The 24,331-nt window shown below is 68.6% G+C and carries 28 protein-coding genes and 1 tRNA gene; 9 read left to right on the top strand and 20 right to left on the bottom strand.

Annotated elements, in window-relative coordinates:
* Positions 1 to 3: 3 nt before the first annotated feature.
* Positions 4 to 489 (bottom strand): glutathione peroxidase, encoded by a 486-nt coding sequence (locus ACQG07_RS07930; RefSeq protein ID WP_056005205.1) that lies wholly within the window; start codon positions 487 to 489, stop codon positions 4 to 6.
* Between the two features lie 185 nt (positions 490 to 674).
* Between ACQG07_RS07930 and ACQG07_RS07925 the strand changes: the two genes are divergently transcribed.
* Genes ACQG07_RS07925 through ACQG07_RS07915 form a run of 3 tightly spaced genes read left to right on the top strand, consistent with a single transcriptional unit; the run spans position 675 to position 3,081 of the window.
* On the top strand, positions 675 to 1,301 hold the full coding sequence (locus tag ACQG07_RS07925) for a dihydrofolate reductase family protein (protein ID WP_426737978.1): 627 nt from the start codon (positions 675 to 677) through the stop codon (positions 1,299 to 1,301).
* Positions 1,298 to 2,710 carry an FAD-dependent oxidoreductase gene (locus ACQG07_RS07920; RefSeq protein WP_426737977.1) on the top strand — a complete coding sequence of 471 codons (1,413 nt, stop codon included), beginning with the start codon at positions 1,298 to 1,300 and terminating at the stop codon, positions 2,708 to 2,710. The genes ACQG07_RS07925 and ACQG07_RS07920 overlap by 4 nt, the downstream gene beginning before the upstream one ends.
* A gap of 44 nt (positions 2,711 to 2,754) precedes the next feature.
* Positions 2,755 to 3,081 carry a YciI family protein gene (locus ACQG07_RS07915; RefSeq protein ID WP_426737976.1) on the top strand — a complete coding sequence of 109 codons (327 nt, stop codon included), beginning with the start codon at positions 2,755 to 2,757 and terminating at the stop codon, positions 3,079 to 3,081.
* A 25-nt stretch (positions 3,082 to 3,106) separates the two neighbouring features.
* On the opposite strand, the gene ACQG07_RS07910 is transcribed toward ACQG07_RS07915, so the two are convergent.
* Positions 3,107 to 3,457 (bottom strand): hypothetical protein, encoded by a 351-nt coding sequence (locus ACQG07_RS07910; RefSeq protein ID WP_159878965.1) that lies wholly within the window; start codon positions 3,455 to 3,457, stop codon positions 3,107 to 3,109.
* A gap of 665 nt (positions 3,458 to 4,122) precedes the next feature.
* Complete coding sequence (locus ACQG07_RS07905; RefSeq protein ID WP_426737975.1) at positions 4,123 to 5,112, bottom strand: helix-turn-helix transcriptional regulator; 990 nt, start codon at positions 5,110 to 5,112, stop codon at positions 4,123 to 4,125.
* Between the two features lie 96 nt (positions 5,113 to 5,208).
* On the opposite strand from ACQG07_RS07905, the gene ACQG07_RS07900 reads away from it, so the two are divergent.
* Positions 5,209 to 5,607 (top strand): VOC family protein, encoded by a 399-nt coding sequence (locus ACQG07_RS07900; protein ID WP_426737974.1) that lies wholly within the window; start codon positions 5,209 to 5,211, stop codon positions 5,605 to 5,607.
* Positions 5,608 to 5,622: 15 nt separating this feature from the next.
* Here ACQG07_RS07900 and ACQG07_RS07895 read toward each other — a convergent pair whose 3' ends face one another.
* Positions 5,623 to 6,252, bottom strand: a complete 630-nt coding sequence (locus ACQG07_RS07895; RefSeq protein ID WP_426737973.1) for a TetR/AcrR family transcriptional regulator — start codon at positions 6,250 to 6,252, stop codon at positions 5,623 to 5,625.
* An 86-nt stretch (positions 6,253 to 6,338) separates the two neighbouring features.
* Between ACQG07_RS07895 and ACQG07_RS07890 the strand changes: the two genes are divergently transcribed.
* On the top strand, positions 6,339 to 7,301 hold the full coding sequence (locus tag ACQG07_RS07890; protein ID WP_426737972.1) for a zinc-dependent alcohol dehydrogenase family protein: 963 nt from the start codon (positions 6,339 to 6,341) through the stop codon (positions 7,299 to 7,301).
* Positions 7,302 to 7,335: 34 nt separating this feature from the next.
* Here the strand turns inward: ACQG07_RS07890 and ACQG07_RS07885 are convergent, their stop codons facing one another.
* On the bottom strand, positions 7,336 to 7,701 hold the full coding sequence (locus ACQG07_RS07885; RefSeq protein ID WP_426737971.1) for a DoxX family protein: 366 nt from the start codon (positions 7,699 to 7,701) through the stop codon (positions 7,336 to 7,338).
* 119 nt (positions 7,702 to 7,820) lie between these two features.
* On the opposite strand from ACQG07_RS07885, the gene ACQG07_RS07880 reads away from it, so the two are divergent.
* Entirely contained in the window at positions 7,821 to 8,195 is a 375-nt protein-coding gene (locus ACQG07_RS07880) for a winged helix-turn-helix transcriptional regulator (protein WP_240043834.1), read from the top strand.
* Positions 8,196 to 8,258: 63 nt separating this feature from the next.
* Here the strand turns inward: ACQG07_RS07880 and ACQG07_RS07875 are convergent.
* The 3 genes from ACQG07_RS07875 to ACQG07_RS07865 all read right to left on the bottom strand — a co-directional run bounded on the left by ACQG07_RS07875 (position 8,259) and on the right by ACQG07_RS07865 (position 9,888).
* Positions 8,259 to 8,335, bottom strand: a tRNA-Pro gene (locus ACQG07_RS07875).
* Between the two features lie 72 nt (positions 8,336 to 8,407).
* The gene (locus tag ACQG07_RS07870; RefSeq protein WP_426737970.1) at positions 8,408 to 9,370 is read right to left on the bottom strand and encodes an IS481 family transposase; all 963 of its coding nucleotides are present in this window, start codon (positions 9,368 to 9,370) and stop codon (positions 8,408 to 8,410) included.
* A complete protein-coding gene (locus ACQG07_RS07865; RefSeq protein WP_426737969.1) occupies positions 9,367 to 9,888 on the bottom strand; it encodes a hypothetical protein in 522 nt (173 codons plus the stop codon). The genes ACQG07_RS07870 and ACQG07_RS07865 overlap by 4 nt, the downstream gene beginning before the upstream one ends.
* Before the next feature lie 64 nt (positions 9,889 to 9,952).
* Between ACQG07_RS07865 and ACQG07_RS07860 the strand changes: the two genes are divergently transcribed.
* Both ACQG07_RS07860 and ACQG07_RS07855 read left to right on the top strand, forming a co-directional pair.
* On the top strand, positions 9,953 to 10,387 hold the full coding sequence (locus ACQG07_RS07860) for a MarR family transcriptional regulator (protein ID WP_426737968.1): 435 nt from the start codon (positions 9,953 to 9,955) through the stop codon (positions 10,385 to 10,387).
* A gap of 210 nt (positions 10,388 to 10,597) precedes the next feature.
* Complete coding sequence (locus tag ACQG07_RS07855) at positions 10,598 to 10,798, top strand: hypothetical protein (protein ID WP_056005177.1); 201 nt, start codon at positions 10,598 to 10,600, stop codon at positions 10,796 to 10,798.
* Between the two features lie 79 nt (positions 10,799 to 10,877).
* Here ACQG07_RS07855 and ACQG07_RS07850 read toward each other — a convergent pair whose 3' ends face one another.
* From ACQG07_RS07850 to ACQG07_RS07835, 4 genes are all read right to left on the bottom strand, one after another.
* Positions 10,878 to 12,572: a long-chain-fatty-acid--CoA ligase gene (locus ACQG07_RS07850; protein WP_426738100.1), complete on the bottom strand. Its 1,695-nt coding sequence runs from the start codon at positions 12,570 to 12,572 to the stop codon at positions 10,878 to 10,880.
* A gap of 279 nt (positions 12,573 to 12,851) precedes the next feature.
* Positions 12,852 to 14,372: a flotillin family protein gene (locus ACQG07_RS07845; protein WP_064295482.1), complete on the bottom strand. Its 1,521-nt coding sequence runs from the start codon at positions 14,370 to 14,372 to the stop codon at positions 12,852 to 12,854.
* A 46-nt stretch (positions 14,373 to 14,418) separates the two neighbouring features.
* Positions 14,419 to 14,907 carry an NfeD family protein gene (locus ACQG07_RS07840; protein ID WP_426737967.1) on the bottom strand — a complete coding sequence of 163 codons (489 nt, stop codon included), beginning with the start codon at positions 14,905 to 14,907 and terminating at the stop codon, positions 14,419 to 14,421.
* 99 nt (positions 14,908 to 15,006) lie between these two features.
* Positions 15,007 to 15,921 (bottom strand): NUDIX domain-containing protein, encoded by a 915-nt coding sequence (locus tag ACQG07_RS07835; protein WP_426737966.1) that lies wholly within the window; start codon positions 15,919 to 15,921, stop codon positions 15,007 to 15,009.
* Between the two features lie 146 nt (positions 15,922 to 16,067).
* Here ACQG07_RS07835 and ACQG07_RS07830 point away from each other — a divergent pair, with 146 nt between their 5' ends.
* Positions 16,068 to 16,715, top strand: a complete 648-nt coding sequence (locus ACQG07_RS07830) for a TetR/AcrR family transcriptional regulator (RefSeq protein ID WP_426737965.1) — start codon at positions 16,068 to 16,070, stop codon at positions 16,713 to 16,715.
* A 93-nt stretch (positions 16,716 to 16,808) separates the two neighbouring features.
* On the opposite strand, the gene der is transcribed toward ACQG07_RS07830, so the two are convergent.
* The 8 genes from der to xerD all read right to left on the bottom strand — a co-directional run bounded on the left by der (position 16,809) and on the right by xerD (position 24,329).
* The gene (gene der, locus ACQG07_RS07825; RefSeq protein WP_085514417.1) at positions 16,809 to 18,317 is read right to left on the bottom strand and encodes a ribosome biogenesis GTPase Der; all 1,509 of its coding nucleotides are present in this window, start codon (positions 18,315 to 18,317) and stop codon (positions 16,809 to 16,811) included.
* Complete coding sequence (cmk, locus tag ACQG07_RS07820; RefSeq protein ID WP_274500036.1) at positions 18,304 to 19,041, bottom strand: (d)CMP kinase; 738 nt, start codon at positions 19,039 to 19,041, stop codon at positions 18,304 to 18,306. The genes der and cmk overlap by 14 nt, the downstream gene beginning before the upstream one ends.
* Before the next feature lie 8 nt (positions 19,042 to 19,049).
* Entirely contained in the window at positions 19,050 to 20,150 is a 1,101-nt protein-coding gene (locus ACQG07_RS07815) for a prephenate dehydrogenase (protein ID WP_274500037.1), read from the bottom strand.
* On the bottom strand, positions 20,147 to 20,968 hold the full coding sequence (locus tag ACQG07_RS07810; RefSeq protein WP_086475416.1) for a pseudouridine synthase: 822 nt from the start codon (positions 20,966 to 20,968) through the stop codon (positions 20,147 to 20,149). The genes ACQG07_RS07815 and ACQG07_RS07810 overlap by 4 nt, the downstream gene beginning before the upstream one ends.
* Positions 20,934 to 21,569 (bottom strand): SMC-Scp complex subunit ScpB, encoded by a 636-nt coding sequence (scpB, locus tag ACQG07_RS07805; protein WP_137241546.1) that lies wholly within the window; start codon positions 21,567 to 21,569, stop codon positions 20,934 to 20,936. Before scpB ends, ACQG07_RS07810 begins: the two co-directional genes overlap by 35 nt.
* Positions 21,562 to 22,416 (bottom strand): segregation and condensation protein A, encoded by an 855-nt coding sequence (locus ACQG07_RS07800; protein WP_191941182.1) that lies wholly within the window; start codon positions 22,414 to 22,416, stop codon positions 21,562 to 21,564. Before ACQG07_RS07800 ends, scpB begins: the two co-directional genes overlap by 8 nt.
* Before the next feature lie 16 nt (positions 22,417 to 22,432).
* Positions 22,433 to 23,308: a ParA family protein gene (locus tag ACQG07_RS07795; protein ID WP_071260744.1), complete on the bottom strand. Its 876-nt coding sequence runs from the start codon at positions 23,306 to 23,308 to the stop codon at positions 22,433 to 22,435.
* A gap of 85 nt (positions 23,309 to 23,393) precedes the next feature.
* The gene (xerD, locus tag ACQG07_RS07790; protein ID WP_086475418.1) at positions 23,394 to 24,329 is read right to left on the bottom strand and encodes a site-specific tyrosine recombinase XerD; all 936 of its coding nucleotides are present in this window, start codon (positions 24,327 to 24,329) and stop codon (positions 23,394 to 23,396) included.
* Positions 24,330 to 24,331: the final 2 nt, after the last annotated feature.

The raw sequence follows: 24,331 nt of genomic DNA, 5'->3' as shown, positions 1-24,331 counted from the left end.
GCGTCACGCGGGAAGGCTCTCCTCGATCGCGGCGATGACCTCGGGGGCGTCCGGCTCGGTCGTCGGACGGAAGCGGTGCACGGTGCCGTCGGGCGCGATGAGGAACTTCTCGAAGTTCCATTTGACGTTGCCGGCCTTGCCGTTGGCATCGGCGGTCTTCACGAGCTCCTGGTAGAGCGGGTGCCGGTTGCGGCCGTTGACCTTCACCTTGTCCATCATCGGGAAGGTGACGCCCCAGGTGGCCGAGCAGTACTCGGCGATCTTCTCGTTGTCGCCGAGCTCCTGCAGGAACTGGTTGCTCGGGAACCCGATCACCGTGAAGCCGCGGTCGGCGTACTCCTTCTGGAGCGCCTCGAGCTTCTCGTACTGCGGTGCGAGGCCGCAGCGGCTCGCGACGTTGACCACGAGTTTGGCCTTCCCGTCCCACTCCGCGAGGGTCGTGTCCCGGCCGTCGAGGGTGGTGACGGGGATGGTGTCCAGATCGGTCATGGTGTGATGCCTCTCATCTGTCGAACGACGTCCTGCCCGTGCACTGGTGTGCGCAAGCGGATCCACTCCGAACGCTACTCGCCCAGGACACGGCCGACGCCCTTTCGTCAGTGCGTTCTCAGCCGACAGCCGTTGACACCGCCTGCCCGCCGGTGGATCGTGAGTGCAGCAGATCGGAGCAGGACATGGCACGCATCCACATCGACCTCTTCATGACCCTCGACGGCGTCGCTCAGGCGCCCGGTGGGCCGGAGGAGGACCCCAGTGACGGGTTCGCGTTCGGCGGCTGGCAGGCGCCGCTCATCGACGAGGTCGACGGTGAGCAGATCGACGCTGGCATGGTGGGCATGGACGCCCTCCTGCTCGGGCGCCGGACCTACGACATCTTCGCCGGATACTGGCCGCACCAGGAGGGTGGCCAGGACGACGGCATCGCCAGGCTTTTCAACCGACTGCCGAAGTACGTCGCGTCACGCGAGCCGAGGGAGCTGGGGTGGGGGAACTCGACGCAACTCGGATCGGACCTCCCGGAGGCCGTTCGAGCACTGCGCGAGCGTCACTCGCAGATCCACGTCATCGGCAGCCTCGACCTCGTGCAGACCCTGCTCGCCGACGCACTCTTCGATCAGCTGAACCTCTGGGTGTACCCGATCACGCTCGGCACCGGGAAGCGGGTCTTCGCCACCGGCACGGTGCCGTCCTCGCTGCGCCTGCTCGGCCCGGCGACCACCTCCCCCGCAGGGACCGTCCACCTCAGGTACGAACGGATCGACGGCACACCGGCCACCGGCGACATGGGCGACCCACGATGAGCGCGTCGGACGAGGCATCGGCGCAGACGCCCGAAGCCGACATCCGCTTCGACACGGTCGTCGTCGGTGCCGGCGTCGCCGGGCTCGTCGCCGCACGGCTCCTCGCGGCCGCCGGACGAACGGTGGTCGTGGTCGAGGCCCGTGACCGGGTCGGCGGGCGGGTGTCGACCGAGCGTCGCGATGGTCAGGTGACGGATCTCGGCGCATCGTGGGTGCACGGGGTGAACGACAGTGCGGTCGCCGCGGCGGCCGACGCGTTCGGGATGCGGACGGTCGAGTTCACCGTCGGCGGCTACCAGCCGGACAGCCGGCCGATCGCCTACTACGGGCCCGGCGGCGAGCGCCTGTCGGACGCCGAGGCTCGCGGCTTCGCCGAGGACGTCCACGCCCTCGACGCGACGCTGCTCGGTGTCGTCGCCGAGTCCGCGCCGGACGCGTCGTACCGTGACGTGACCGAGGCGGCGCTCGCGCTGCAGGACTGGGACGCCGAGCGGGTGCAGCGGGTCCGCGAGTATCTGGAGCATCGTTCGGAGGAGCAGTACGGCGCGTGGATCGAGGATCTCGCGGCCCACGGGCTCGACGACGATGCGATCGACGGTGACGAGGTCGTGTTCCCCGACGGGTACGACGTGCTCCCCCGGCGATTGGCCGAGGGGCTCGATGTGCGCCTGGAGCACGTGGTGACGAATGTGCGGTGGTCTGCAGACGGCGTCGAGGTCACCGCGCAGGGACCGATGGGCGAGGTGGGGCTGCATGCGGGCTCGGTGGTGGTGACGGTGCCGGTCGGGGTGCTGCAGTCGGAGGAGTTCAGGATCGATCCCCCGCTGCCGGAGCCGGTCGCCGGTGCGCTCGCCCGGTTGCGGATGAACGCGTTCGAGAAGGTCTTCCTCCGGTTCGAGCGGCGATTCTGGGACGACGACGTCTACGCGATTCGACAGCAAGGCCCGGAGAGTCGACGCTGGCACTCCTGGTACGACCTCACGACGGCGCACGGATCACCGACGTTGCTGACGTTCGCCGCCGGCCCGACGGCCGCGGAGATCCAGGACTGGGACGAGTCGCGCGTCGTCGAATCGATCCTCGAGCAGCTGCGGCGCCTGTACGGCGACCGCGTCGGGGAGCCGACGGAGGTGCACGTCACGCGCTGGCATGACGACCCGTTCTCCCGCGGGTCCTACGCCTACATGACCGTCGGCTCGACGACCGACGACCACGATGCCCTCGCGACCCCGGTCGGCGGCGTCCTGCACCTCGCGGGCGAGGCCACCTGGACCGACGACCCCGCGACGGTGACGGCGGCATTCCACTCCGGCCATCGGGCGGCGGAGCGCGTCCTCGGTCAGTCCGTCCCGATCGATACCCTCTGGCGCGACGAGAGCGGAGTACCGGTCGTCAACCCGGTCCGATAGCCACCACGAGTGCGCTCTCGAGAGCGTCGAATGAGAGGAACCGTATGCGATTCATGATGTTCGTCCTCACGGACCCGGTGCCCGACGAGCCCACCGACGACTCCGACGTCGACCACTGGGTCCAGGAGCTCGACACGACGGGTCGGCGGCTCCTCGGCGACGTGCTCGATCCGAGCGAGGCGCGCGGCGTCCGCGTCCGCGCCGGCGAGCGATTCGTCACCAATGGTCCGATCCCGGGAGCGACCGACACCCTCTGGGGCTTCGACATCCTCGAGTGCGCCGACCTCGACGAGGCGATCGACGTCGCGGCCCGCCACCCGATGGCCCGCAACGGCCGCCTGGAGCTGCGCCCCTTCCCTGCAACGAGCTGAACGGCACGCTGTCGAGACCGAAGGGTCAGTACTCGCGCATCTCGTAGAACGGCAGATCGTTGCAGCCTGCCTCCAGTGCGTCCATCCGCCGCTCCATGGGTGTATCGAGTAGTCGCTCCAGCGGCGAGTTCGAAGCCCCTGCGGCGATCGCATCACACGTGGCCACGGCACGGAAGTGGGCCGGGTAGATGAAGATCGCCAACACGATCGCCGCAAGGCTGAAAAGCAACAGCCCTGGAGCGATGCCCCGTTCCTTCCGCTTGAGTTGGAATCCGACCCCGGCGATGATCGCTGCGATCGGCGCGAAGAGGGCCCCAGTAATGACGACACCCCCGAGTAAGGCGACGAGGGTAAGCCATACCTCTGGATTCCGCATTCGAACCTCCATTGGTTCCGATGCAGCTGATGCTCCTATCACGCCATGGCATCGACAACCCCCAAGGCGGGGGGCAGCTGGCGAGCTGAGCGGTCCTCACGCCGACCAGGGTCCTCGGCATCGGTCGAAGCATCGCCACCGGCCTCGCCCGGGCTGGCGCCGCGGTCCTCCTGCCTGTGCGCTCGACCACGAGGGGCGAGCACGTCGTCGAGCCGGTGGGGTGTCTCCAGCAACCTGTCCCACCCCTACTTCTCCCCCACCAATCTGTTGGCCGCCCAGCCGGGCATGGGTCGCCAGCGAGACACCGGAGCCCGTCGCGTGGTCACCCTGCTCTCACGCCTCGGCGCCGCAGGCACGGTGTCGAGTGACTCGCAGCCTGCGCTCATGGCCGCAACGGCTTCGACCGCAGGAAGCGACGAGACCTACGGCCAGGTCTGGACCATCGGTGGCCGCCCCGCGCTCCTCCCGGCCCTGTGTCCGCCGATGCGGAACCTGGATGAGGCCCACAGAGGCCCTGGAACGAGTCCGAGCGGCTCATCGGTGGGTGCGCCCGCGTCTGCCCCGCCGGCCAGTTGTTCGAGTGCCCCGATACCCGCCGCGCCCGCGGCGATCGCGTCGACCAGGCCACCGGTCGCCCGCGTCGAGACGATCCGCATCGTCGCGCGCTACTCGGCGACGGGCCGCTGTTCAGCACCGCCAGCGATGCGGAACATCCGCGTCGCCGTCGCGCGCACGAGTTCACGGAGATCCTCAGGCTCGTCGATGATGACCGCGTGATCTCCCATCCCGGCGATCACCGCTGGAAGCCAGTCGAGGCGTTTGGCTCGGATCGACACCCGATGCCAGCCAGATACGTCCTCGATCGACTCCACGACGGCCACGCTCTCCGGGAAGCGGGCACGGATCTGCGGGACGCTCGCCTGGATGCGCAACCGGACGTGCCATCGGTAGTCCGCCCACGCGAAGCGCTCGACGAGCGGAGGGCGCTCCGCTCGAGTGACCGGGCCCGGGAAGACGCCGGGCAGCGTCCGCGCCGATCGGATGCGGTCGACCCGGAAGGTGCGCTCCTCCGCTCGCTCGACGTCGAACGCGTCCAGGTACCAACGACCGGCATGGACGAGCAGGTCGAACGGATGCACCGTGCGACGCGAGGGCGTGTCCTCCGCGTCGCGGTAGCGAAGTTCGAGGGGACGTCTCGCTCGGAGCGCATCCGACACGGTGAGCAGGACTCCCGCGTCGGGCACGTCGTGGCGCGACGGTCTCCGGGCTGCGGCCTGCAGGACCGCCTCGAGGCGGTCCACGGATGCGGCCGGGAGGGAACGCCGGATCTTCGCGAGGGCGATCTGCGCTGCGACATCCGGGGAGTCCGAGGTCGATTGGGCTTCACTCAAGCCGAGGAAGACGGCGACCGCTTCCTCGTCAGTGAGCATCATCGGCGACACCCGTCGGCCGACGGCGAGGCGGTACCCACCGTAGCGACCGCGCACCGATTCGATCGGGACATCCATGTCCACGAGACGCTGCACGGAGCGGCGCACGGTCCGTTCATCCACGCCCAACCGTTCGGCGAGCTCTGGCACGCTGCGGATCTCCGCCGACTGCAGCAACTCGAGCAGCTGCAGCGCTCGAGCAGTCGGCGAGCTGACATGTCCCATCTCATGAGAATACCGGGCGAAAACGGTCCGCTATTGGCTCTATCGTCGTCACGGCCCCGCACCTGTGGGGGAAGACCACCAGCCAAGGAGACACGCATGCACCTCGCAGCAACCCGGATCATCACCGACGACGTCGACACCCTGGTCGCGTTCTACGAACGGGTCACCGGTGCGACCGCGGCACGATTGCACCCACTGTTCGCCGAGGTGCGCACCGACACCGGCACGCTCGCCATCGCCAGTTCAGCGACCATCCCACTGTTGGGCGAGGACGCCGCCGCACCGCGAGCCAACCGATCCGTCATCCTCGATCTGCTCGTCGATGACGTCGACGCGGTCTACACGACACTCCAGGGCGTCGTGGAGACGTTCGTGAACGAGCCGACGACCATGCCGTGGGGTAACCGATCGCTGCTGTTCCGCGACCCCGACGGCAACCTCGTCAACGTCTTCACCCCGACCACGGCTGACGCAAGCAAGCGGGTCGCATCGTGAACCTGGACGCGCGGCCTACGCCGGGATGACGCTCGGGATGAGTCGTGGCGCTGGAGGGAGCGGTCCGTGCCGGTCTGACGCACGCAGTCCGTCGATCACGAGCGCGGCGTAGCGTCGTGCGGCTCGGACGCGCTCCGTCTCCGTCGTACGTGAGAGTCCGCGAGCCGCGAGCAGGACCACGAGGAAGTCGTCGAGGACGAAGTCCGCGCGCAGCGCGCCGGCGTCGATGGCGCGACGAGCGACGGCGGTGATCGCGCGCACGGCCTGTTCACGCTGGGTCCGGAAGTCGACGGCATCGGGGTAGGCGGCGAGGAACGCGTCCGTGAACCCCTGGTTCCGAGCGTTGAGGACCAGGACCTCCTCGATGATGCCGCGGAAGCCACGCCACGGGTCGACGTCCGCGAGGGCGTCGACCACGATCGAGCCGCAGGCGTCGAGCTCGTCCACGAAGGCGGCTCTGACGAGATCGGCTTTGGTCGGGAACCGTCGGTATAGGGTGGCCGGCCCGACACCGGCTCGGCGGGCGATCTCTCGCATCGTCACGTGGAGGCCGTCGGTCCCGAACAGGTCGCGGGCTGCCGCCAGGACGCGGTCGTGGTTCTCCTGCGCGTCGGAACGCAGGTTCTGAGGCAGTGTCGCGGACATGTGTCTCACATTACTCAAGTGGACGGGTGCGTCCGTTACGTTTCGGGAGGCGGGTCAGATCCCCCGCCGCGAAACGGAGTGCACCCATGCGCGCAGTGATCATCCGGACCTTCGGTGACCCGAGTGGGATGGAGGTGACGGACCTGCCTGTCCCCACGCCCGGGGCCGGTGAGGTCCTCGTTCGAACGGAGGCCGCAGGCATCGGCGGGGTCGACGTCGTGATCCGCCGGGGCGGGATCGCCGAAGCCGCCCGGGACTCGGGGATGATCCCGGGGAGTGAAGCAGCCGGCGTCATCACCGCGACCGGGCCCGAGGTCGACCCCACATGGGTCGGTCGACGGGTCTGGGCGTTCACGGGGACCTCGGGCGCCTACGCCGAGTACGTGATCGCGCGAGCAGACGAGATCGTCGAGTTGCCGTCCGACCTGACATCCGTCCAGGCGGTGACGCTGGGCAGCGCGTTCCCGGTCGCGCACTTCGCGCTCGAACGCGCTCGCCTGGCCGAGGGCGAATCCGTCCTCGTGCGCGGGGCCGCCGGCAGTATCGGCCTGGCCGGCGTCGAGCTGGCCGCTCGTGCCGGCGCCGGCGTCATCGCCGTCACCACCTCGTCCTCCGAACGCGGCGAACGTCTGCGGGCTTTCGGTGCAACCCACGTGCTCGACCGCTCCGGTGCAGGCGATGCGGACGGCCCGGCGGAGTTCGACGTCATCCTCGACATCGTCGGCGGTCCCGATCTCCCCCGGTTCATCGAGCGGCTTTCGCCGAACGGCCGCCTGATCGCCGTGGGCGTGGTGGGCGGGTTCCCGCCCGCCGACTTCGGCACGGCTCTCCTGGCCGGCTTCCGCCGATCGATCACCTTCGGAACCCTGAGCCTCGACACCGTGCCACGCGAGGAACTCGCCCGGGTGCGAGCCGAAGTGTTCGATGACGCCGTCCGAGGAGCGCTGTCGCCTGTGGTCCACGACACCCTGCCGCTGAGCGATGCAGCCGAGGCGCACCGTCTCATGGACGCCGGGGACGTGTTCGGGCGCATCGTGCTCGTCCCCTGAGTCGGCTGACGAGGCAGGCACCGATCCGCCACCGCTACAGCCAGATCGTCGCCAGCCAGACCTCGACGGCGGCGAGCACCAGCAGGGCGACGTTCAGCCCGAGGACCCGGAACTCGCCGCGACGCACGTGCAGGGTGATACCACCGATCTGCACCAGCACCAGCCCGACCGCCGCAGCGACGGTCAACCAGGTGAGAACGCCCACGAGTGGTGGCAGGATCAGGCCGACCACGCCCAGGATCTCGAGGGCGCCGATCGCGCGGACGGCCGAGAGCGGCATGGCGTCGACCCAAGCCATCATCGGGCGGAGCTGCTCTGCAGAGCGGACGAGCTTCATGCCGCCCGAGTACAGGTACAGGAGCGCGAGCAATCCTGCGACGATCCAATAGGCGATGACCATGTGCAACCTCCGAGTGCGTGTGTGCGTTGATGGTTACGATGGGTAACCAACGCAAGTGTGGGCCGGAATCGAGCGGCGTACAAAAGGCACACGTGTGTAACCGAGTCCCGCGAGGTGCCATGTTCCGCTACGCAAGGCTGTGTTCAGTTCGAGGCGATCAGGGCAAGGCCATCCGCTCACTCCTCGACCGCATCGCCGACAAGTGGGCGCTCCTCCTCATCGCGACGCTCCATGACGGGCCGTTCCGCTTCACGGAGCTCGAGCAGCGCATCCCGGGCATCTCCCGACGCATGCTCACCCTCACCCTCAGGAACCTGGAACGCGACGGGCTCGTCACCCGCACCACCTTCGCCGAAGTGCCGCCACGGGTCGAGTACGAGCTGACGGACCTCGCGCAGTCGCTCATCCCCCATGCGGTGGGACTCGCCGAGTGGGCCGGAGAGCACGTCCCCATGATCGAAGCGAGTCGAACGGCATACGACGAGCGGTCCTGACCACCTGCCCGCGCTGCGGGCCAACGAAAAAGTCCCGGAAACCAGATGGTTTCCGGGACTTCATGGTCGGGCTGACAGGATTTGAACCTGCGACCCCTTGACCCCCAGTCAAGTGCGCTACCAAGCTGCGCCACAGCCCGATGCCATCTCCGCGGGCGGAGAAGACAACTCGAACAGTCTAGCGGATTCCGAGAGCGCTCCGTGACACGGCTCTAGCTGTTGTTCCCCGGTAGGTTGCGAACGCGCGAGGCTGGAACGGCACCGTTGATTCCTGTGTGCGGACGGTGGTGGTTGTAGTGGTGCAGCCAGTGGGGGTAGGCGTCGGCGCGGGCCTCATCTGAGGTGTACAGAGTGGCATAGGCCCACTCGGCGGCGAGCGTTCGGTTGAACCGCTCGACTTTTCCGTTGGTTTGAGGACGGTATGGGCGGGTCCATTTGTGCTTGATGGTACCGAGCGCGGTGGCGAAGGCTCCGGATCTGTAGCAGGACCCGTTGTCTGTCATTACGGCGGTGACGAGGATGCCCTGAGCGGCGAAGTATGCGGCTGCGCGGGTCCAGAAAGCAGCGGCTGTTTCTTTGCGTTCGTCATCCAGGATCTCTGAGTAGGCGAGCCTGGAGTGGTCGTCCACTGCGTGGTGGAGGTAGGCGTATCCGCGACCATCTCGCTTGGTGTTGCGTGCTCCCTTCTGCCGTCCGAGGATGCGGTGTCCACCGCCAATGGGAATGCGGCCGAGCTTCTTGATGTCGACGTGAACGAGCTCCCCCGGCGTGGCCTTCTCGTAGCGCACAACCTTTGGCTTCCGAACCGGCAGGCCTGACGCTTGATCAATTTGCGTGAGGAGCGGCATCTGGTAGCGGGCAAGAACGCGCCCAACGGTCGAGCGAGGGACGTGGAGGTGATACGCGATCCGGTGTGGCCCCCACCGTCTGGTGAATCGGAGAGCAACGATTCGACGTTCGGTGCGTTGTGCGGTTCGACGGGGCGACGACAGGGGTTTCGAGGTTCTGTCGGTAAGCGGAAGACCCTGCCGGTAGCGCGAGGCCCACTTCGATGCGGTCGATGGTGAGCATTGGAACCGTTCGGCGGCGCGACGGACGCCCCATCCTCGATTGACGATCAGGTCGGCCAGCCGACGCCGGCCTTCGGGAGTAAGCGGCGCATTCGCGTGCGTCACGATGCGTTGCCCACAACGTCCCGGGACTCCGTGGTGAGAAGCGCTTCAGCGCGTTTTCGCACGACGAGAATTGCGGCAAGCCTGTTCGCCCCGAAAGACAGCAAGATCAATCCAGTGGCTTCCGCCAGGTTCGCCCCGAGGACGGAGGCCAGGTAGAACGATCCGACCCGGATCACGATGAAGAGTGCCCACAACCAGATCCCGGCGGGGCTGAGCTTGTACTGGAGGTGCGCATCGGCGGTTCGGAACCGAGTGACCAAGCCCATGACGGTTCCGGTCACTGTGACCAGGACGAGTTCACCGATGATGATCCAATCCGCTGCCACCCAACCGAAGCCACCCCACAGTTCAATGGCGAGGTAGACGAGCCCCGCCGCGATGATCACGACGGGCATTCGCAGCATCCGATGCAGCTGCGTCGAGCGCCAGACGAATTGGCGGACGATGAGGATGATAATCCCCGCCGCGATGATGACGTCGTCCAGAATTTGGTTCGCCGTGCCCCAGTCCCATTGCATTGATCCGCTCCATTTCAATCACTTGTGATGGATTGCAATCTATCACTGGTGATTGAATGAACGCATGCGCGCATCAGAACTCCACCGTCTCGCCCGCACGCTCCGAGAGATCGCGCTCGAGGCCACCGGAAATGTGGGCGCGGACCGCGTCAACGCAGGCCAGCTCGCCGTTTTCGAAGACGTCGCGCGGCACCCCGGAGCATCAATCCGAGACGTCACCGTCCGAACCGGGCTGGCGCAGAGCCTCGTTTCGCGAATCGTTCACGCTGCCGCCGCCGCCGGGGCACTAACCGTCACGACCGACGAACGGGACCGACGCAAGGTTCGCGTGGAACTCAGCAGCACCACCAGCGCAGCGATACTCCAACGGGCCAATGAGCCGCTCGAATCAGCGCTCTTCATGCACACGCCTACCCTCACCGATCAGGAGCGCGCCACCCTTCAACAGCACCTGGCCGCCGCCGCCGAACTCCTCTCTAGAGGCGACCGAGCGATCTGACGAGCATCACAGCTGCCGCCGAAGAGCGGGGTGGTGTTCGCAACGTCCCTGGGAACTACATCTAGCGAGCACAGCCCGGCTCAGACATGCCGCATTCGTCGGGTGGGATATCTCCCCTGCCCACCCCCGCACGGGGCGCGCTACCGTGATCCGTCCGCATCCGCGCGACAGGACGAGCCGACCGATCCAGTCACCCGACGAAGGACCACCATGCGCTACAGCCACTACTGGAAAGAGGTCCGCGTCGCGGCACTCACCGCCCTGCCCGTCGCGATCGTCTCGGGCATCGTGCAGGTCAGCCGGAACACGCCGATCGATGACGCCATCATCGGCGGCGCCATCACCTTCGTCGCGCTGTCACTGCTCATCCCCGTCGTGCGCCACTGGCTGCACCCCGAGTCCCGCGGCTGACCACCGCGACACGACGAAGCGCTCGTGGCACGTCTTGTCCGACGTGCCACGAGGATGGGCACGTGCCCGGACGCCGGCGCTACTCGGCCTTGCGATCCACGACGAGCTGGTCGCGCACCTTGCGCCGCAGCACCTTGCCGATGAGCGACGTCGGCAGCTCGTCGAGCTGCACGACCCGCTTGGGCACCTTGTACGCCGTGAGGCGGGTCCGGCAGTAGTCGCGCAACGAGCCGGCGTCGAACACCGTCCCGGCACGCATGACCACCGCGGCCGTCACATCCTCGCCACCGGAATCGCGCGGCAGGCCGACCACAGCGGCCGACTCGACGTCCGGGTGCGACAGGAGCGTCTCCTCCACCTCCGACGGGCTCACGTTGAACCCACCGGTGATGATGAGCTCCTTCACGCGGTCGATGACGGTCACGAAGCCGTCCGCCGACACCGTCACGATGTCGCCGGTCCGCAACCAGCCGCCCTCGAGCAACGCCTCGCGCGACTCGTCCGGACGACCCCAGTACCCCTGGAAGACCTGCGGGCCACGGAGCAGCAACTCGCCCGACTCCCCCGCCGCACGATCGACCGTCGGGTTCTCAGGATCGACGACGCGGATCTCGGTGCTCGGGAACGGCACACCCACGGTGCCCGGCCGACGCGACGGACCGATCGGGTTGCCGAGTGCGACGGGCGACGATTCCGTCATCCCGTAGCCCTCGACGAGCAGACCGCCGGTCGCCTCCTCCCAACGCGTGACGGTCGACACCGGCAGGCTCATCGCGCCGGAGATCGCGAAGCGGACACTTGTCAGGTCGACGCCCTTGCGGCTCGAAGCACGCGACAGCGCGTCGTAGATGGGCGGCACCGCCGGCAGGAACGTCGGCGGGGACTTCTTCGCCGCCGTGAGCACCAGCTCCAGGTCGAACTTCGGGAACAGCACGAGACGCGCCCCGATGCTCATGGCGAACGTGAGGCACAGCGTCATGCCATAGGCGTGGAACAGCGGCAGGACTCCGTAGAAGACCTCGCCACCTTCGCTCAGGCCCGGCACCCACGCGCGTCCCTGCTCGGCGTTCGCCCGCAGGTTGCGATGCGTCAGGATGGCGCCTTTCGGCGCCCCGGTCGTCCCACTCGTGTACTGCAGGAGCGCGGTGTCGTCGAGCGTCGGACGCACGACCCGCTTCGACAGCTTCCGTCCGCCGATCAGTCGCTCCCACGGGAGCACGTGCTTCGCCGACGGGGTCGCGGTCATCGCCGCACGCGACTCGCGCGCGCGCTTCACCGGCAACCGCAGTGCGAGACGCTTCGACAACGGCAGGGCCTGCGTGACGTCGACGGAGACGATCCGCCCGCGCATGACGTCGGCCGGGAGGTCGGCCACGAGGTCGTAGACCTTGTCCCACACGATCGCGACGTGCGCGCCGTGGTCCTCGAACTGATGCCGCAGCTCGCGAGCCGTGTAGAGCGGGTTGTGCTCGATGACCGTCGCGCCGAGCCGGAGCGCCGCGTAGAACGCGACGACGTGCTGCGGGCAGTTCGGCAGCACGAGCGCCACGCGGTCACCCGGCTTCACGCCGAGCTTGCGGAGCCCCTCGGCCGCTCGCGCGACCTGTTCGCCGAGCTCGCTGTAGCTCGTCTCGGCACCGAAGAACTCCAGGGCGATGCGATCACCGAAGCGCTTCACCGAGGTGTCGAGCAGGTCGACGAGCGTCTCGGTGACCTCGTCGATGTCGGCGGGCACGCCACTGGCGTAGGAGGACAGCCACGGCCGCTCGGCCAGACGCTGACGCTGGGCCTCGCCGGCCTCGGTCGGCTCCGACGACTGCTCGCCCTCACGCTGCTCGGCTGTGTTTCCTCGATGGTCCACGACGATCCTCCAGATGACACCGTGCGCACCGCACGCATGCCTCCACCCTAGGCGGGCGCGTATGCCCGACCGGGGATGCGACCGGACCGCTTGACAAGCTCCAAAGCGACACCGGTGAATCGCCCGAGGAGTCGTGGAACAACGCCAGAAGCCGGCCACCCGAAGGCGACCGGCTCCCGATGGTCGAGCGACTCAGACGGCGTCGGGTGACGCGGGCGTCTTCGGCTGACGCTTCGCGGCCGCAGCGGCGTTGTCGGACATCGCCTGCTGGAGGTTCTCCCCCAGCGCGCCACCGGCGACCCCGCCCAGGAGGGCGGACAGGTCGAGCCCGGTGATGTCCTTGACGACCTTCGGAACCTCGCTGACCACCTGGCCGACCGTCTTCGTGACGGCGGACGCGCCCTCGGTCGAGATGACCGTGAGGTTCGAGATGTTCCCGAGCGGCTCGGACACGGCACGGGTGATCTCAGGCAGACGGGCGATGATCTCGGACGCGAGCCCAGCCTCACCGTACTTCTTCAGCGCCTCCGCCTTCGCGTCGATCGCTTCAGCCTCCGCCAGACCCTCCGCGGCCACGGCCGAGGCCTTCGCGTCACCCTGGGCACGGATACCCTCGGCCAGCGCGATCTGCTTGTCGCGCTCAGCGGTACCGGCGAGACGCACGGACTCCGCAGCCGCCTGGGCGTCCTGCACCGCCGCGACCTTGTTCGCTTCGGCGATGGTCTTGCGCTTGAACGCGTCGGCTTCCGTTGCGGCATTGGCCGCATCTCGGGCCGCCTGCGCGCGCTGGACCGTCGCGTACGCGTCGGCCTCGGCCGGCTTGCGCACCTCGATGTCGAGGCGCTCCTGCTCCACCTTCGCCTTCTCGGCGAGCGCCTCACGCTCCTGCTCCGCGACGAGGCGGTCCTGCTGAGCCGTGGCGAGCTGACCCGAGGCCTCGGCCTCGGCGTTCGCGCGGTCGGTCTCCGCCTTGATGGTCGCCTGCTTGAGGCTCAGGGCCTTCTGGCGCTCCGCGACCTGCTCCGCCGCTTCGATCCGCGCGAACTCGGACGCACGAGCGGTCTCGGCCTCCTTGATCTCCGCGTTCTGCCGGGCGAGTGCGTTCTCCGCTCGACCGAGGTCGGCGAGGTAGTTGGTGCCCGGCGTCGAGATGTCGGAGATGTTCAGCAGGTCGACCTGGAGGCCTTGCTCGGCGAGATCCGTCTTGGTCGCCTCGACCACCGCTTCGGACAGGGCGTTGCGGTTGGAGATGATCTCCTTGATCGGCATGTTGCCGATGATGGACCGCAGCGATCCTTCGAGGGACTGCTGGATGATCTGCGTCAGCGACCCCTGCTGCGAGAGGAAGCGCTGCGCGGCACGGCGCACACCCTCCGGCGTGCCGGACACCTTGAAGTTCACGCTCGCCTGGATGGCGACCTTGATGAAGTTCGTGTCGACGCCCTCCACGACGATGCCGATCTGGCGCTGCTCGAGCGAGATCGGGAAGCCCTGCTGCAGGATCGGCCAGATGAACACCCGCCCACCGATGACGACGCGCTGACCGCCATCGGGCTCACCCGTCTTGGCGCCGGCCCCCCGACCGACGATGACGAGCGCCTGGTTCGGCGGTACGCGCTTGATACGTCCGGCGACGAACGCGACGATCGCGAGCGCCACCACGACGAGTGCGATCACGGCGATCACCGTGATGTTGGTGGTGATGAAGTCCATAGGGCAGGTGCCTTCCCCTCGAGGGCGTGCTGGTGGATAGATGGAATCAGGGCTGCGTTTCGGCAGCGGCTCCGCTCGATGCGGGTTCGACCTTCACGCGGGAGCCCTGGAGCTCGACCACGCGGATTCGACTGCCGGTCTCGATCCGGGTGTCGGAGAAGGCGAGGCGCGTCTCGATCTCGTGCGGACCGTCGAGGCTCACCTCGCCGAAGGAGGCCGAGATGGTCGACCGGGCGACGCCGTAGAGACCGAGCGGTGAACTCGGCGTGCCGTCCTCCGAGCGCTTGAAACTCCGGATCATCAGCTGGACGCCGACAAGCACGAGGACACCGATGACGGCCGAGATGACGTACGCGGACCAGACGGGCAGCCCGTTCGCGAGCACGATCGCACCGACCGCACCGAAGACGGTGAACGCGCTCCCGAGCGCGGTGGCCGAGACGGCCCCGTCCAGGAAGTCGAAGATCTCACCGAAGACCAGGGAGATGAGGACGATCACGAGACCGACGGCGCCGACGATGATGAACAGGGTCATGGCACCAACCCTACTGAACGCCCAGGCGACGTGCAGGAAAGCAGTCTCCCGCGATGGCGACGACGGGCTGCGGCTCCTGTGGAGCGACTGCCGCTGCCCTCAGACCGTTGCGTCGAGCAGGTCCGTCAGCCAGCTGGCACCGCGCGTCGTCGCGCCCAGACCCTCGACGCGTTCCCGCAGCTCACGGTCCGAGGTGACCACGACGACCGCGCCGTCGAGCCCACGGACGACGTCCACGATTGCGTCGTCACCACTCCCCGCCGCGTCGACGACCGAGACGCCCGCCCGCAATTCATGCCCGGGCTCCTGCACGTCGTCATCGGTGCGGACGCCGCGGGCCTGTCCTTCGACGACGGCGACGTAGGCCGGCCACCAGCGGTTGAAGTCGAGGTCGAGCGCCTGGGCGTCGAGTCCCTCGTGAGCGAGTCGGCGGAGTCGCGCGACGAACCGCTGCGCTGCTCCGGCGCGGTCCTTCCACCACCCGTCCGGTCGCGAGCCGACGACGTTCGCGACGTCGACGACGACCGTGACGCGGCGCTCGAGCTGCGACCGCAGGCCGGGCCACGAATCGGCGAAGCCGGGGTGCAGGGGCAAGGCCTCGACTTCGGCGAGCGGCACCCAGGCGAGAGCGATGCTCTCAGGGTCGGACACCACGGGTTCGAACGGCTCTACCGCCTCGACGATCACCGTCGTGTACGACCAGAACCCGAGATCGAGCACGGAGTCGAACCGTAGCTCGATCGACTCGGCGGGGACACCCGCCTCCTCGTGCGACTCGCGGACCGCGCCGTCCACAGCGCTTTCGAACTGGTGACGCGCGCCTCCCGGGATGCCCCAGGTGCCGCCGAAGTGGCTCCAACCGGCCCGGTGCTGCAACAGCACGCCACGCGCTCGATCGTGCACGAGGAGTCCGGCTGCACCGAAACGACCCCAGTACTTCCGGCCGTCCCCGGATTCGACCCAGGCATCCCCGGCGTCCCGGACGGGGCCGCCGGGAGGATGCGCATCAGTCATTGGACCAGCCTGGCACGAAACGCTGTGCGCCACCCCCTTGCCCAGGGTCATCTCCACCGCACGCGCGGAATATGTTATATATTGAACTCCAGTATTGCATCGGCCGCGCTCGCGCCCGCCGCACCGAACCCACGCGAAGGACCCTCATGGATGCACGTCAACGCCGGACGCGAGCACGGCTCGCGCGCACGATCCTGCAACTCGCCGCAGAACGCCCCACCTCCGAGATCTCCGTCTCGGAGATAGCCGCACGCGCCGGCATCAACCGATCGACCTTCTACCAGCACGCGGCGGCGCCGTGCGAGCTGCTCGAATCGGTCCTTGCCGAGGAGCTCACGGAGCTGAGCATGACCCACCTGGCGACCGTCTCCGCGGACGACGCCCCGGCGGCGATCACCCGGGCCACGGTCGCCGCGCTCCGCCACATCGACGAGCGCGCCGACATCTACCGCGTCGGTCTCGGCGACGACCTCACCGGCGCGAGTCTGCAGCCGATGCTCAACCGGGTATTCACATCCACCGTGCTCGACATCTTCGAGCGCGGGGCGATCACCCTCCCCCACGCCGAATGCCTGAGCGAGGAGCAGCACGAGCTGTTCATGCGATCAGCGGCGCACTTCGTCGCCGCGGGCTCCGTCGCGAGCTTCCGTGTCTGGCTCGACACCCCAGCACCACGCGACGTCGAGTCGTTCCTCGAGGTCATCCGCGAACTGCTCCCGAGCTGGTGGCCGTTCGAGACCGAACACGGGCCCGCCCTGGCGCCCGCCGACGAATCCACCCTCGCTCGCTCCTGATCACACATCGACCAGTACGACGAAGGCCCGGGACCACTCCATGGAGTGGTCCCGGGCCTTTGTCGTCGCCGTCCGGCAGACGGACGCCGCGGGTCAGCGCTGACGCTTCTCGCGGACGCGCATGTTGACGTTGATCGGCGTGCCCTCGAAGCCCCAGATCTCGCGCAGGCGACGGATCACGTAGCGACGGTAACCAGGGTCGAGGAAGCCGGTCGTGAAGAGCACGAAGGTCGGCGGGCGGCTCGCAGCCTGCGTGCCGAACAGGATGCGGGGCTGCTTGCCACCACGCAGCGGGTGCGGGTGCGCCGCCGTGAGCTCAGCGAGGAAGGCGTTGAACTTGCCGGTGGGGATACGCATGTCCCACGACTCGAGTGCGACCTCGAGGGCCGGGACGAGGCGCTCCAGGTGACGGCCCGTCCGCGCGGAGATGTTGACGCGCGGCGCCCACGACACGTGCGAGAGGTCCTGCTCGATCTCGCGCTCCAAGTACTTCCGGCGTTCGTCGTCGAGCTGGTCCCACTTGTTGAAGGCGAGCACGAGGGCGCGACCGCTCTCGAGGACGAGGTCGATGATGCGCACGTCCTGCTCGCTGATCACCTCGGTGACGTCGATGAGGACGACGGCCACCTCGGCCTTCTCGAGCGCCGTGCTCGTGCGGAGCGACGCGTAGAAGTCGGCACCCTGCGACAGGTGCACGCGACGACGGATACCGGCGGTGTCGACGAAGCGCCAGATCTTGCCGCCGAGCTCGATCTGCTCGTCGACCGGGTCGCGGGTGGTCCCGGCGAGGTCGTTGACGACGACGCGCTCCTCGCCTGCGGTCTTGTTGAGCAGGCTCGACTTGCCGACGTTCGGGCGCCCGAGGATCGCGACGCGGCGGGGTCCGCCGAACTCGTCCTTCGCGACGGCCGAGACCTGCGGGAGGACCTTGAGGATCTTGTCGAGGAGGTCGGCGACACCACGACCGTGGATCGCGGAGACCGGGTGAGGCTCGCCGAGGCCGAGGTTCCAGAGCGCTGCGGCCTCCGGCTCCTGACGGGCGTCGTCGACCTTGTTGGCGACGAGGAAGACGGGGCGTCCGGTCTTGCGGAGCAGCTTGACGACCTGCTCGTCGGTCGCCGTGGCGCCGACCATGGCGTCGACCACGAAGATCACGACGTCGGAGAGGTCGATGGCGATCTCGGCCTGGGCCGCGACGGACGCGTCGATCCCCTTGGCGTCGGGCTCCCAGCCACCGGTGTCGACGACCGTGAAGCGACGGTCGTTCCACTCGGCCTTGTAGTTGACGCGGTCGCGGGTGACACCGGGGGTGTCCTCCACGACGGCTTCACGACGGCCGAGGATGCGGTTCACCAGCGCGGACTTGCCCACGTTCGGGCGACCGACGATCGCCACGACGGGCAGCGCCGGCAGGAAGCGGATCTCGTCCGGGTCCTCCGTCGCGCCGTCGAGGATGTCGAGGTCGTCGCCTTCGAGGTCGTAGTCGGCCAGGCCGGAGCGGAGGGACGCGGCCCGCTGGGTCGCGAGCTCCTCGTCCATGTCCTGGAGGCGGTCCGCGAGGTCGTCGGGGCCTCCGTCGAACTGCTCGTCATCGTGAGCCATGGGAGTTCCTTGCTGTGAGGGATTCGGTGACGCGGACGACCGCGTCGACCGTCTCGTCGAAGTCGATGTGCGTGGAGTCGACCGTGGTCACTCCGTCCGCCGCGTTCATGAAGTCGACGACCCTGGAGTCCGCCCGATCACGCCGCTGCAGTTGTTCCGCGACGTCGCCGGCAGGGTGGCTCTCGAATTCCGCTGAACGCCTGGCCATTCTAGCCGCTTCGGATGCCGTGAGCAGGATCCGAGCCTGAGCGTCCGGTGCGACCACCGTGGTGATGTCGCGTCCCTCGACGACGATGCCCGGGCGGTCGACGTCGGCGATGAGGGATCGGAAGGTCTCGTTGATCCACGCCCGCACCTCCGGGACACGGGCGACGGCCGACACGACGGCCGTCACGCGGGGGCCGCGGATCTCGTCCGTGACGTCGCGATCCCCGAGCGTGAACGCCGTCACGTCCGGGTCGAGGGAGACGGTGAAGGCGCCACCGAACGCGTCGAGCGAGCTGATCACCGCCGCCGAGTCCTCGGGGTCGACGTCCGCATCGAGCGTGTGGAGCGCGAGCGCGCGGTACCAGGCGCCCGTGTCCAGGTAGCGGTAGCCGAGCCGGCGGGCGACGGCCTTGCTCACGCTGGACTTGCCGCTGCCGGCCGGTCCGTCGATCGCGACCACGACGGGTGCGTCCGGCGTCGTCGACGCGTCGGTACTGGTGGGGTGCTGTTCGGTCATGTCTCTTCCTATACTTCCGCGATGCGCCAGCCGCGCGACTCGAGGTCGTCGACGGTGCGCTGCTTCACCTCGGGGAGGACCTGGACCTCCGCGAGACCGATGTTCGCGCCGGGCGAGTGCTCCAGACGCAGGTCCTCGATATTGACGCCGATCTCGCCGAGCTCCGTGAACAGGGCGCCCAGCTGGCCGGGGCGGTCGTCGAGGAGGACGACGATGCTCGCGAACCGGCGGTTCTGGCCGTGCTTGCCGGGGAGCCGTGCAACGCCGGTGTTGCCGGCGGCGATCGTGTCCGCGATCGTGCGGCGAGCGCCCGGCACCTCCGGGTCCCGGAGTGCCGAGATGACCGACGCGAGGTCGGTGGACAGCTGCTCCAGCACCGGGAGGACCTCGGCGTGGTTGGCGCTGAGGATCTGGACCCAGAGCTCCGGTGCGCTCGAGGCGATGCGGACGGTGTCGCGCAGGCCCTGTCCGGCGAGCTGGATGGCGCCCTCCTCGGCGTCCTGCAGCTGGGCGGCCAGGAGGCTCGCGACGAGTTGCGGCGTGTGCGAGACGAGCGCGACGAAGCGGTCGTGTTCGTCCGGCGTCATCTCCATCGGGATGGTTCCGAGGTCGAGCGCGAGGCCCTCCACCTGCGACAGCGCCCAGGCGGGTGTCTCGGCGTCGCGGCAGATCACCCAGGGGCGGCCGAGGAAGAGGTCGGCTCTCGCGGAGATCGCTCCCCCGCGCTCACGGCCGGCGAGCGGGTGGGAACCGATGTACCGGGTGAGGTCGACACCGCGCTCGAGCAGTGCCCGGTACGGTTCGAGCTTCACGCTCGCGACGTCGGTCACGACGGCGCGCGGGAACGCGGCGAGTTCGGCCTCGATGACGCGGGCGGTGACGTCCGGTGGGACGCAGATGACGACGACGGACGGGTCGTCGTCGGGTTCCGCCGCACGACCCGCGCCGTAGTCGATGGCGAGGCGCAACTGGCTGGGCGACGCGTCGTCGAGGATGATGTCGACGCCCTTAGCGCGCAGCGCGAGTCCAATACTCGCGCCGAGGAGGCCGGCTCCGACGATGCGGACCGACCCCTGCACGCGCGCGGGCGCGGAACTCAGGTCGCTCATGCCGTCGGCTCCGACGCCTCCGCTGCCGTACCGTCGGCCGCGCGGGCTTCAGGACCGTGGGCGCGGGCGATGGTCAGGATGGCGCCGAGTTCGTCCTTGCTCAGCTCGCGCAGCTGGCCGGATCCGAGGGTCCCGAGGTGCAGGGGGCCGAACTGACGGCGCACGAGGTCGACGACCGGGTGGCCGACGGCGTCGAGCATGCGACGGACGATGCGGTTCCGACCGGAGTGCAGCGTGAGCTCCACGAGGCTGAACCCGTCCTCGGTGCCGAGCAGGCGGGCCTTGTCGGCGGAGATCGGTCCGTCCTCGAGTTCGATGCCCGCGGTCAGCTTCGCGAGGACCTGCGCGGTCACCTTGCCGGTGACCTTCGCGATGTACGTCTTCTGCACACCGAACGACGGGTGCGCGAGCACGTGGGCGAGGTCGCCGTCGTTGGTGAGGATGAGCAGACCGCTCGTCTCGGCATCGAGGCGGCCCACGTTGAAGAGTCGTTCCTCGTACTGCTCGGTGAAGCGGCGCAGGTCGGGGCGACCGCGGTCGTCCTTCAGCGAGCTGTAGATGCCCACCGGCTTGTTGAGCATGAGGTAGCGCTTCGAGGCGTCGAGCTGGATGGCGCTGCCGTCGACGGACACGAGGTCGTGCTCCGGGTCGATCCGCGAGCCGAGCTCGGTGACGACGACGCCGTTCACCTCCACACGGCCGTCCTCGATGAGTTGCTCAGACACGCGCCTCGAGGCGACGCCGGCGTTCGCCAGCACCTTCTGCAAGCGGATGCCTTCTGATTCAGTGCTGGTCACTGTCGAATCCTTCCCGGCCATCGTCGAGCAACGGCGAGATCCGCGGCAGCTCCTCGATGGCGTTGATACCAAGTTGGGTGAGCAGGAGATCGGTGGTGCCGTAGTTGATGGCACCCGTCTCACTGTCGGTGAACATCTCCGTGATGAGTCCGCGACCGAGGAGGGTGCGGACGACGGAGTCGACGTTGACGGCGCGGATCGAGGCGATCGCGCCGCGGCTGATCGGCTGCTTGTAGGCGATCACGGCCAGTGTCTCGAGCGCCGCCTGCGACAACTTCGTCGGGTTCTGGGTCACGACGTAGTCGGTGACGAGCGCGTCGTAGTCGGCTCGGACGTAGATCCGCCAGCCGCCGCCGACCTCGCGGAGCTCGAACCCGCGTCGGACGCCACCGCGTTCGCCGTCGTAGTCGGCGACGAGTTCGGCGATGGCCCGTCGGACGGCGCCGACCGGGACGTGCACGGCGGCGGCGAGGTTCACGAGGCTCTGCGGTTCGTCGGCGACCATGAGGATCGCCTCGAGCGCACGCGGGACGTCCGGTGCGGGCACCGGCGCGGGCTCGGCCGGCAGGCCCTGAGCGGCGTCCGTCGGCCGCTCGATCGACTCGGGTGTCGCGTCAGGCATCGTAATCGGCTCCCAGGTTGGCGAGGCTGTCGTCGTTCCAGGTCTCGGCCGTCCAGCGCAGCGTGAGCTCGCCGAGCGGTTCGATCTGCTCGAAGGACAGCGCCGCGTGTCGGTACAGTTCGAGCACGGCGATGAAGCGCGCGATGACCACACCCTTCAACTCCGCGCCGGCGATGAGCTCGCGGAAGGTGTGGGACCCGCCGCGGCGCAGGATGGCGACGACGTGCGCCGCCTGCTCCCGGATGCTCACGAGCGGTGCGTGCAGGTGGTCGAGACCGACGGTCGGCACCTCGCGCGGCGTGAACGCGAGCGTCGCGAGGGCGCCGAAGTCCTGCGCGGTCAGCGTCCAGACGAGTTCCGGGGTCTGCTGACGGTACTGCTCCTCCAGCCGGACCGCCCGGAAGTGGCGCGCCGCCTCCAGGTCGAGGCGCTCCGCGAACCACGCCGACGCCTGCTTGAACGCGCGGTACTGCAGCAGGCGCGCGAACAGCAGGTCACGCGCCTCCAGCAGGGCGACGTCCTCCGCGTCGACGAGCTCACCCTGCGGCAGCAGCCCCGCGATCTTGAGGTCGAGCAGGGTGGCCGCGACGACGAGGAACTCGCTCGCCTGGTCGAGTTCGTCGTCGGCCTCGAGCGTGCGCAGGTAGGCGATGAACTCGTCGGTCACGCGGCTGAGCGAGACCTCGGTGATGTCGAGTTCGTGCTTGCCGATGAGGGTCAGCAGGAGGTCGAAGGGCCCTTCGAAGCCCTCGAACGACACCCGGAACGACGGTGCCGGTGTTGGGTCGACGGTCGTCGCCTCAGCGGAGCGCGAGCCGGTGTCGCCGGCCGGAGGGAGGACGGCCACGGGCGTCCGCGCGGGATCAGGCGATCGCGCCACGGGAGATGAGCTCTCTCGCGAGCTGACGGTAGGCCTTCGCGGCGGCGTGCTCCGGTGCGAACTCGGTGATCGGGGTTCCGGCGACGCTCGCGTCGGGGAACTTCACGGTCCGGCCGATGACCGTCTCGAGGACCTTCTCGCCGAAGGCGTCGACGACGCGCTCGAGGACCTCTCGCGAGTGCAGGGTCCGGGAGTCGTACATGGTGGCGAGGATGCCATCGAGCTCGATCGCCGGGTTGAGGCGGTCGCGCACCTTGTCGATGGTCTCGATGAGCAGCGCGACCCCGCGGAGCGCGAAGAACTCGCACTCGAGCGGGATGAGCACCCCGTGGCTGGCGGTGAGGGCGTTGACCGTGAGCAGGCCGAGCGAGGGCTGGCAGTCGATCAGGATGACGTCGTAGTCGTCGGACACCTTGCGGAGCACTCGGGCCAGGATCGTCTCGCGCGCGACCTCGTTGACGAGGTGGACCTCGGCGGCCGAGAGGTCGATGTTGGCCGGGAGCACGTCGAGACCCTCGATGGCGGTGTGCTGGATGACTTCGGCCGGGTCCTTCACGGTGCCGAGCAGCAGGTCGTAGACGGTGTTGGAGTCGTGCGTGGAGATGCCGAGACCGGCGGACAGCGCACCCTGAGGGTCGAAGTCGACGACGAGCACCCGGCGGCCGTATTCGGCGAGCGCGGCGGACAGACTGATGGTGGTCGTCGTCTTGCCGACGCCACCCTTCTGGTTGCAGAGCGAGATGATGCGTGCCGGACCGTGTTGCGCCAGTGTGGGCGGCACCGCGAACTCACGACGCGGGCGGCCGGTCGGGCCGTTCGGGTTCAGTTCGGCGGCGGTCTTGCGCGCAGAATCTTGCACTGCGCTCGTGTGCTTCGTACCGGCCACCGGTGTTGCCTCGCTCCCGCTTGCTGTCGTTCGAGTGACGAGTCTACCGGGCCACGGGTCAGGCCTGCGGTGCCGCTCCGCCCGTGGTCCATCTGGCCCGGGGATGGGACTGCGTGTACACGTCGCGGAGGTTGTCGACCGTCACCAGCGTGTACAGCTGGGTCGTCGCCACCGAGGAGTGACCGAGGAGTTCCTGCACGACGCGGACGTCGGCTCCGCCCTGCAGGAGGTGCGTCGCGAAGGAGTGTCGGAGGGTGTGCGGCGAGACGTGCGATTCGAGTCCTGCGCGCTCGGCGGCGCGTTGGAGGACGAGCCACGCGCTCTGGCGGGACAGCCGCGCACCGCGCTGCCCGAGGAAGAGCGCCGGCGTGGACCGGCCGAGGCCGGAGAAGACCGGCCGGACGCGCACCAGGTAGCGGTCGACGGCGTCACGGGCGAAGCTGCCGAGCGGCACGATCCGCTGCTTGCCGCCCTTGCCGAGGAGCCGCACGATGTCGGTGTCGATGACGTCGTCCACGTTGAGACCGACGGCCTCGGAGACGCGGGCTCCTGTCGCGTAGAGCAGTTCGAGGAGCGCCTTGTCGCGGACGGCCAGCAGGTCGTCGCCGTCGGTCGTCTCGAGCAGTGCCCGCACCTGGTCGATCGTGATCGCCTTCGGGAGTCGCCCCGGGAGCTTCGGCGGGCGTACCTCGCGCGCGACGTCGACCTCGACGAGCTGTTCGTCGAGCAGGAAGCGGTGAAGACCGCGGATGGACGACAGCACCCTGGCGAGCGAGGACGCGCGCACCGGCTGACCCTCCGGTGTCCGGAGCGACGCCGTGTACTCCGACACGTGCGCAGCGGTGACGGCCGGTGCCTCGACGACACCGTGCGCGCCGAGCCAGGCGAGGTAGCCCTCGAGATCCCGCCGGTAGGCGGCCTGCGTGTTGGCTGACAGGCCGCGCTCGATCGCGATGTGCCGCAGGTAGTCGGCGACCGCGCGATCGAGCGCCACGC

Origin of the sequence: Plantibacter sp. 2H11-2, from assembly GCF_050031945.1 — a bacterium.
GTDB lineage: Bacteria > Actinomycetota > Actinomycetes > Actinomycetales > Microbacteriaceae > Plantibacter > Plantibacter auratus.
Note: the sequence above shows the minus strand (reverse complement) of the source record. Positions and strands in the feature narration are given on the sequence as shown.

Excerpts from the sequence above, each read along its gene's own strand:
- ACQG07_RS07930 (WP_056005205.1), bottom strand. The coding sequence starts at position 489 with ATGACCGATCTGGACACCATCCCCGTCACCACCCTCGACGGCCGGGAC.
- ACQG07_RS07925 (WP_426737978.1), top strand. The coding sequence starts at position 675 with ATGGCACGCATCCACATCGACCTCTTCATGACCCTCGACGGCGTCGCT.
- ACQG07_RS07920 (WP_426737977.1), top strand. The coding sequence starts at position 1,298 with ATGAGCGCGTCGGACGAGGCATCGGCGCAGACGCCCGAAGCCGACATC.
- ACQG07_RS07915 (WP_426737976.1), top strand. The coding sequence starts at position 2,755 with ATGCGATTCATGATGTTCGTCCTCACGGACCCGGTGCCCGACGAGCCC.
- ACQG07_RS07910 (WP_159878965.1), bottom strand. The coding sequence starts at position 3,457 with ATGCGGAATCCAGAGGTATGGCTTACCCTCGTCGCCTTACTCGGGGGT.
- ACQG07_RS07905 (WP_426737975.1), bottom strand. The coding sequence starts at position 5,112 with ATGGGACATGTCAGCTCGCCGACTGCTCGAGCGCTGCAGCTGCTCGAG.
- ACQG07_RS07900 (WP_426737974.1), top strand. The coding sequence starts at position 5,209 with ATGCACCTCGCAGCAACCCGGATCATCACCGACGACGTCGACACCCTG.
- ACQG07_RS07895 (WP_426737973.1), bottom strand. The coding sequence starts at position 6,252 with ATGTCCGCGACACTGCCTCAGAACCTGCGTTCCGACGCGCAGGAGAAC.
- ACQG07_RS07890 (WP_426737972.1), top strand. The coding sequence starts at position 6,339 with ATGCGCGCAGTGATCATCCGGACCTTCGGTGACCCGAGTGGGATGGAG.
- ACQG07_RS07885 (WP_426737971.1), bottom strand. The coding sequence starts at position 7,701 with ATGGTCATCGCCTATTGGATCGTCGCAGGATTGCTCGCGCTCCTGTAC.
- ACQG07_RS07880 (WP_240043834.1), top strand. The coding sequence starts at position 7,821 with ATGTTCCGCTACGCAAGGCTGTGTTCAGTTCGAGGCGATCAGGGCAAG.
- ACQG07_RS07865 (WP_426737969.1), bottom strand. The coding sequence starts at position 9,888 with ATGCAATGGGACTGGGGCACGGCGAACCAAATTCTGGACGACGTCATC.
- ACQG07_RS07860 (WP_426737968.1), top strand. The coding sequence starts at position 9,953 with ATGCGCGCATCAGAACTCCACCGTCTCGCCCGCACGCTCCGAGAGATC.
- ACQG07_RS07855 (WP_056005177.1), top strand. The coding sequence starts at position 10,598 with ATGCGCTACAGCCACTACTGGAAAGAGGTCCGCGTCGCGGCACTCACC.
- ACQG07_RS07845 (WP_064295482.1), bottom strand. The coding sequence starts at position 14,372 with ATGGACTTCATCACCACCAACATCACGGTGATCGCCGTGATCGCACTC.
- ACQG07_RS07840 (WP_426737967.1), bottom strand. The coding sequence starts at position 14,907 with ATGACCCTGTTCATCATCGTCGGCGCCGTCGGTCTCGTGATCGTCCTC.
- ACQG07_RS07835 (WP_426737966.1), bottom strand. The coding sequence starts at position 15,921 with ATGACTGATGCGCATCCTCCCGGCGGCCCCGTCCGGGACGCCGGGGAT.
- ACQG07_RS07830 (WP_426737965.1), top strand. The coding sequence starts at position 16,068 with ATGGATGCACGTCAACGCCGGACGCGAGCACGGCTCGCGCGCACGATC.
- der (WP_085514417.1), bottom strand. The coding sequence starts at position 18,317 with ATGGCTCACGATGACGAGCAGTTCGACGGAGGCCCCGACGACCTCGCG.
- cmk (WP_274500036.1), bottom strand. The coding sequence starts at position 19,041 with ATGACCGAACAGCACCCCACCAGTACCGACGCGTCGACGACGCCGGAC.
- ACQG07_RS07815 (WP_274500037.1), bottom strand. The coding sequence starts at position 20,150 with ATGAGCGACCTGAGTTCCGCGCCCGCGCGCGTGCAGGGGTCGGTCCGC.
- ACQG07_RS07810 (WP_086475416.1), bottom strand. The coding sequence starts at position 20,968 with ATGGCCGGGAAGGATTCGACAGTGACCAGCACTGAATCAGAAGGCATC.
- scpB (WP_137241546.1), bottom strand. The coding sequence starts at position 21,569 with ATGCCTGACGCGACACCCGAGTCGATCGAGCGGCCGACGGACGCCGCT.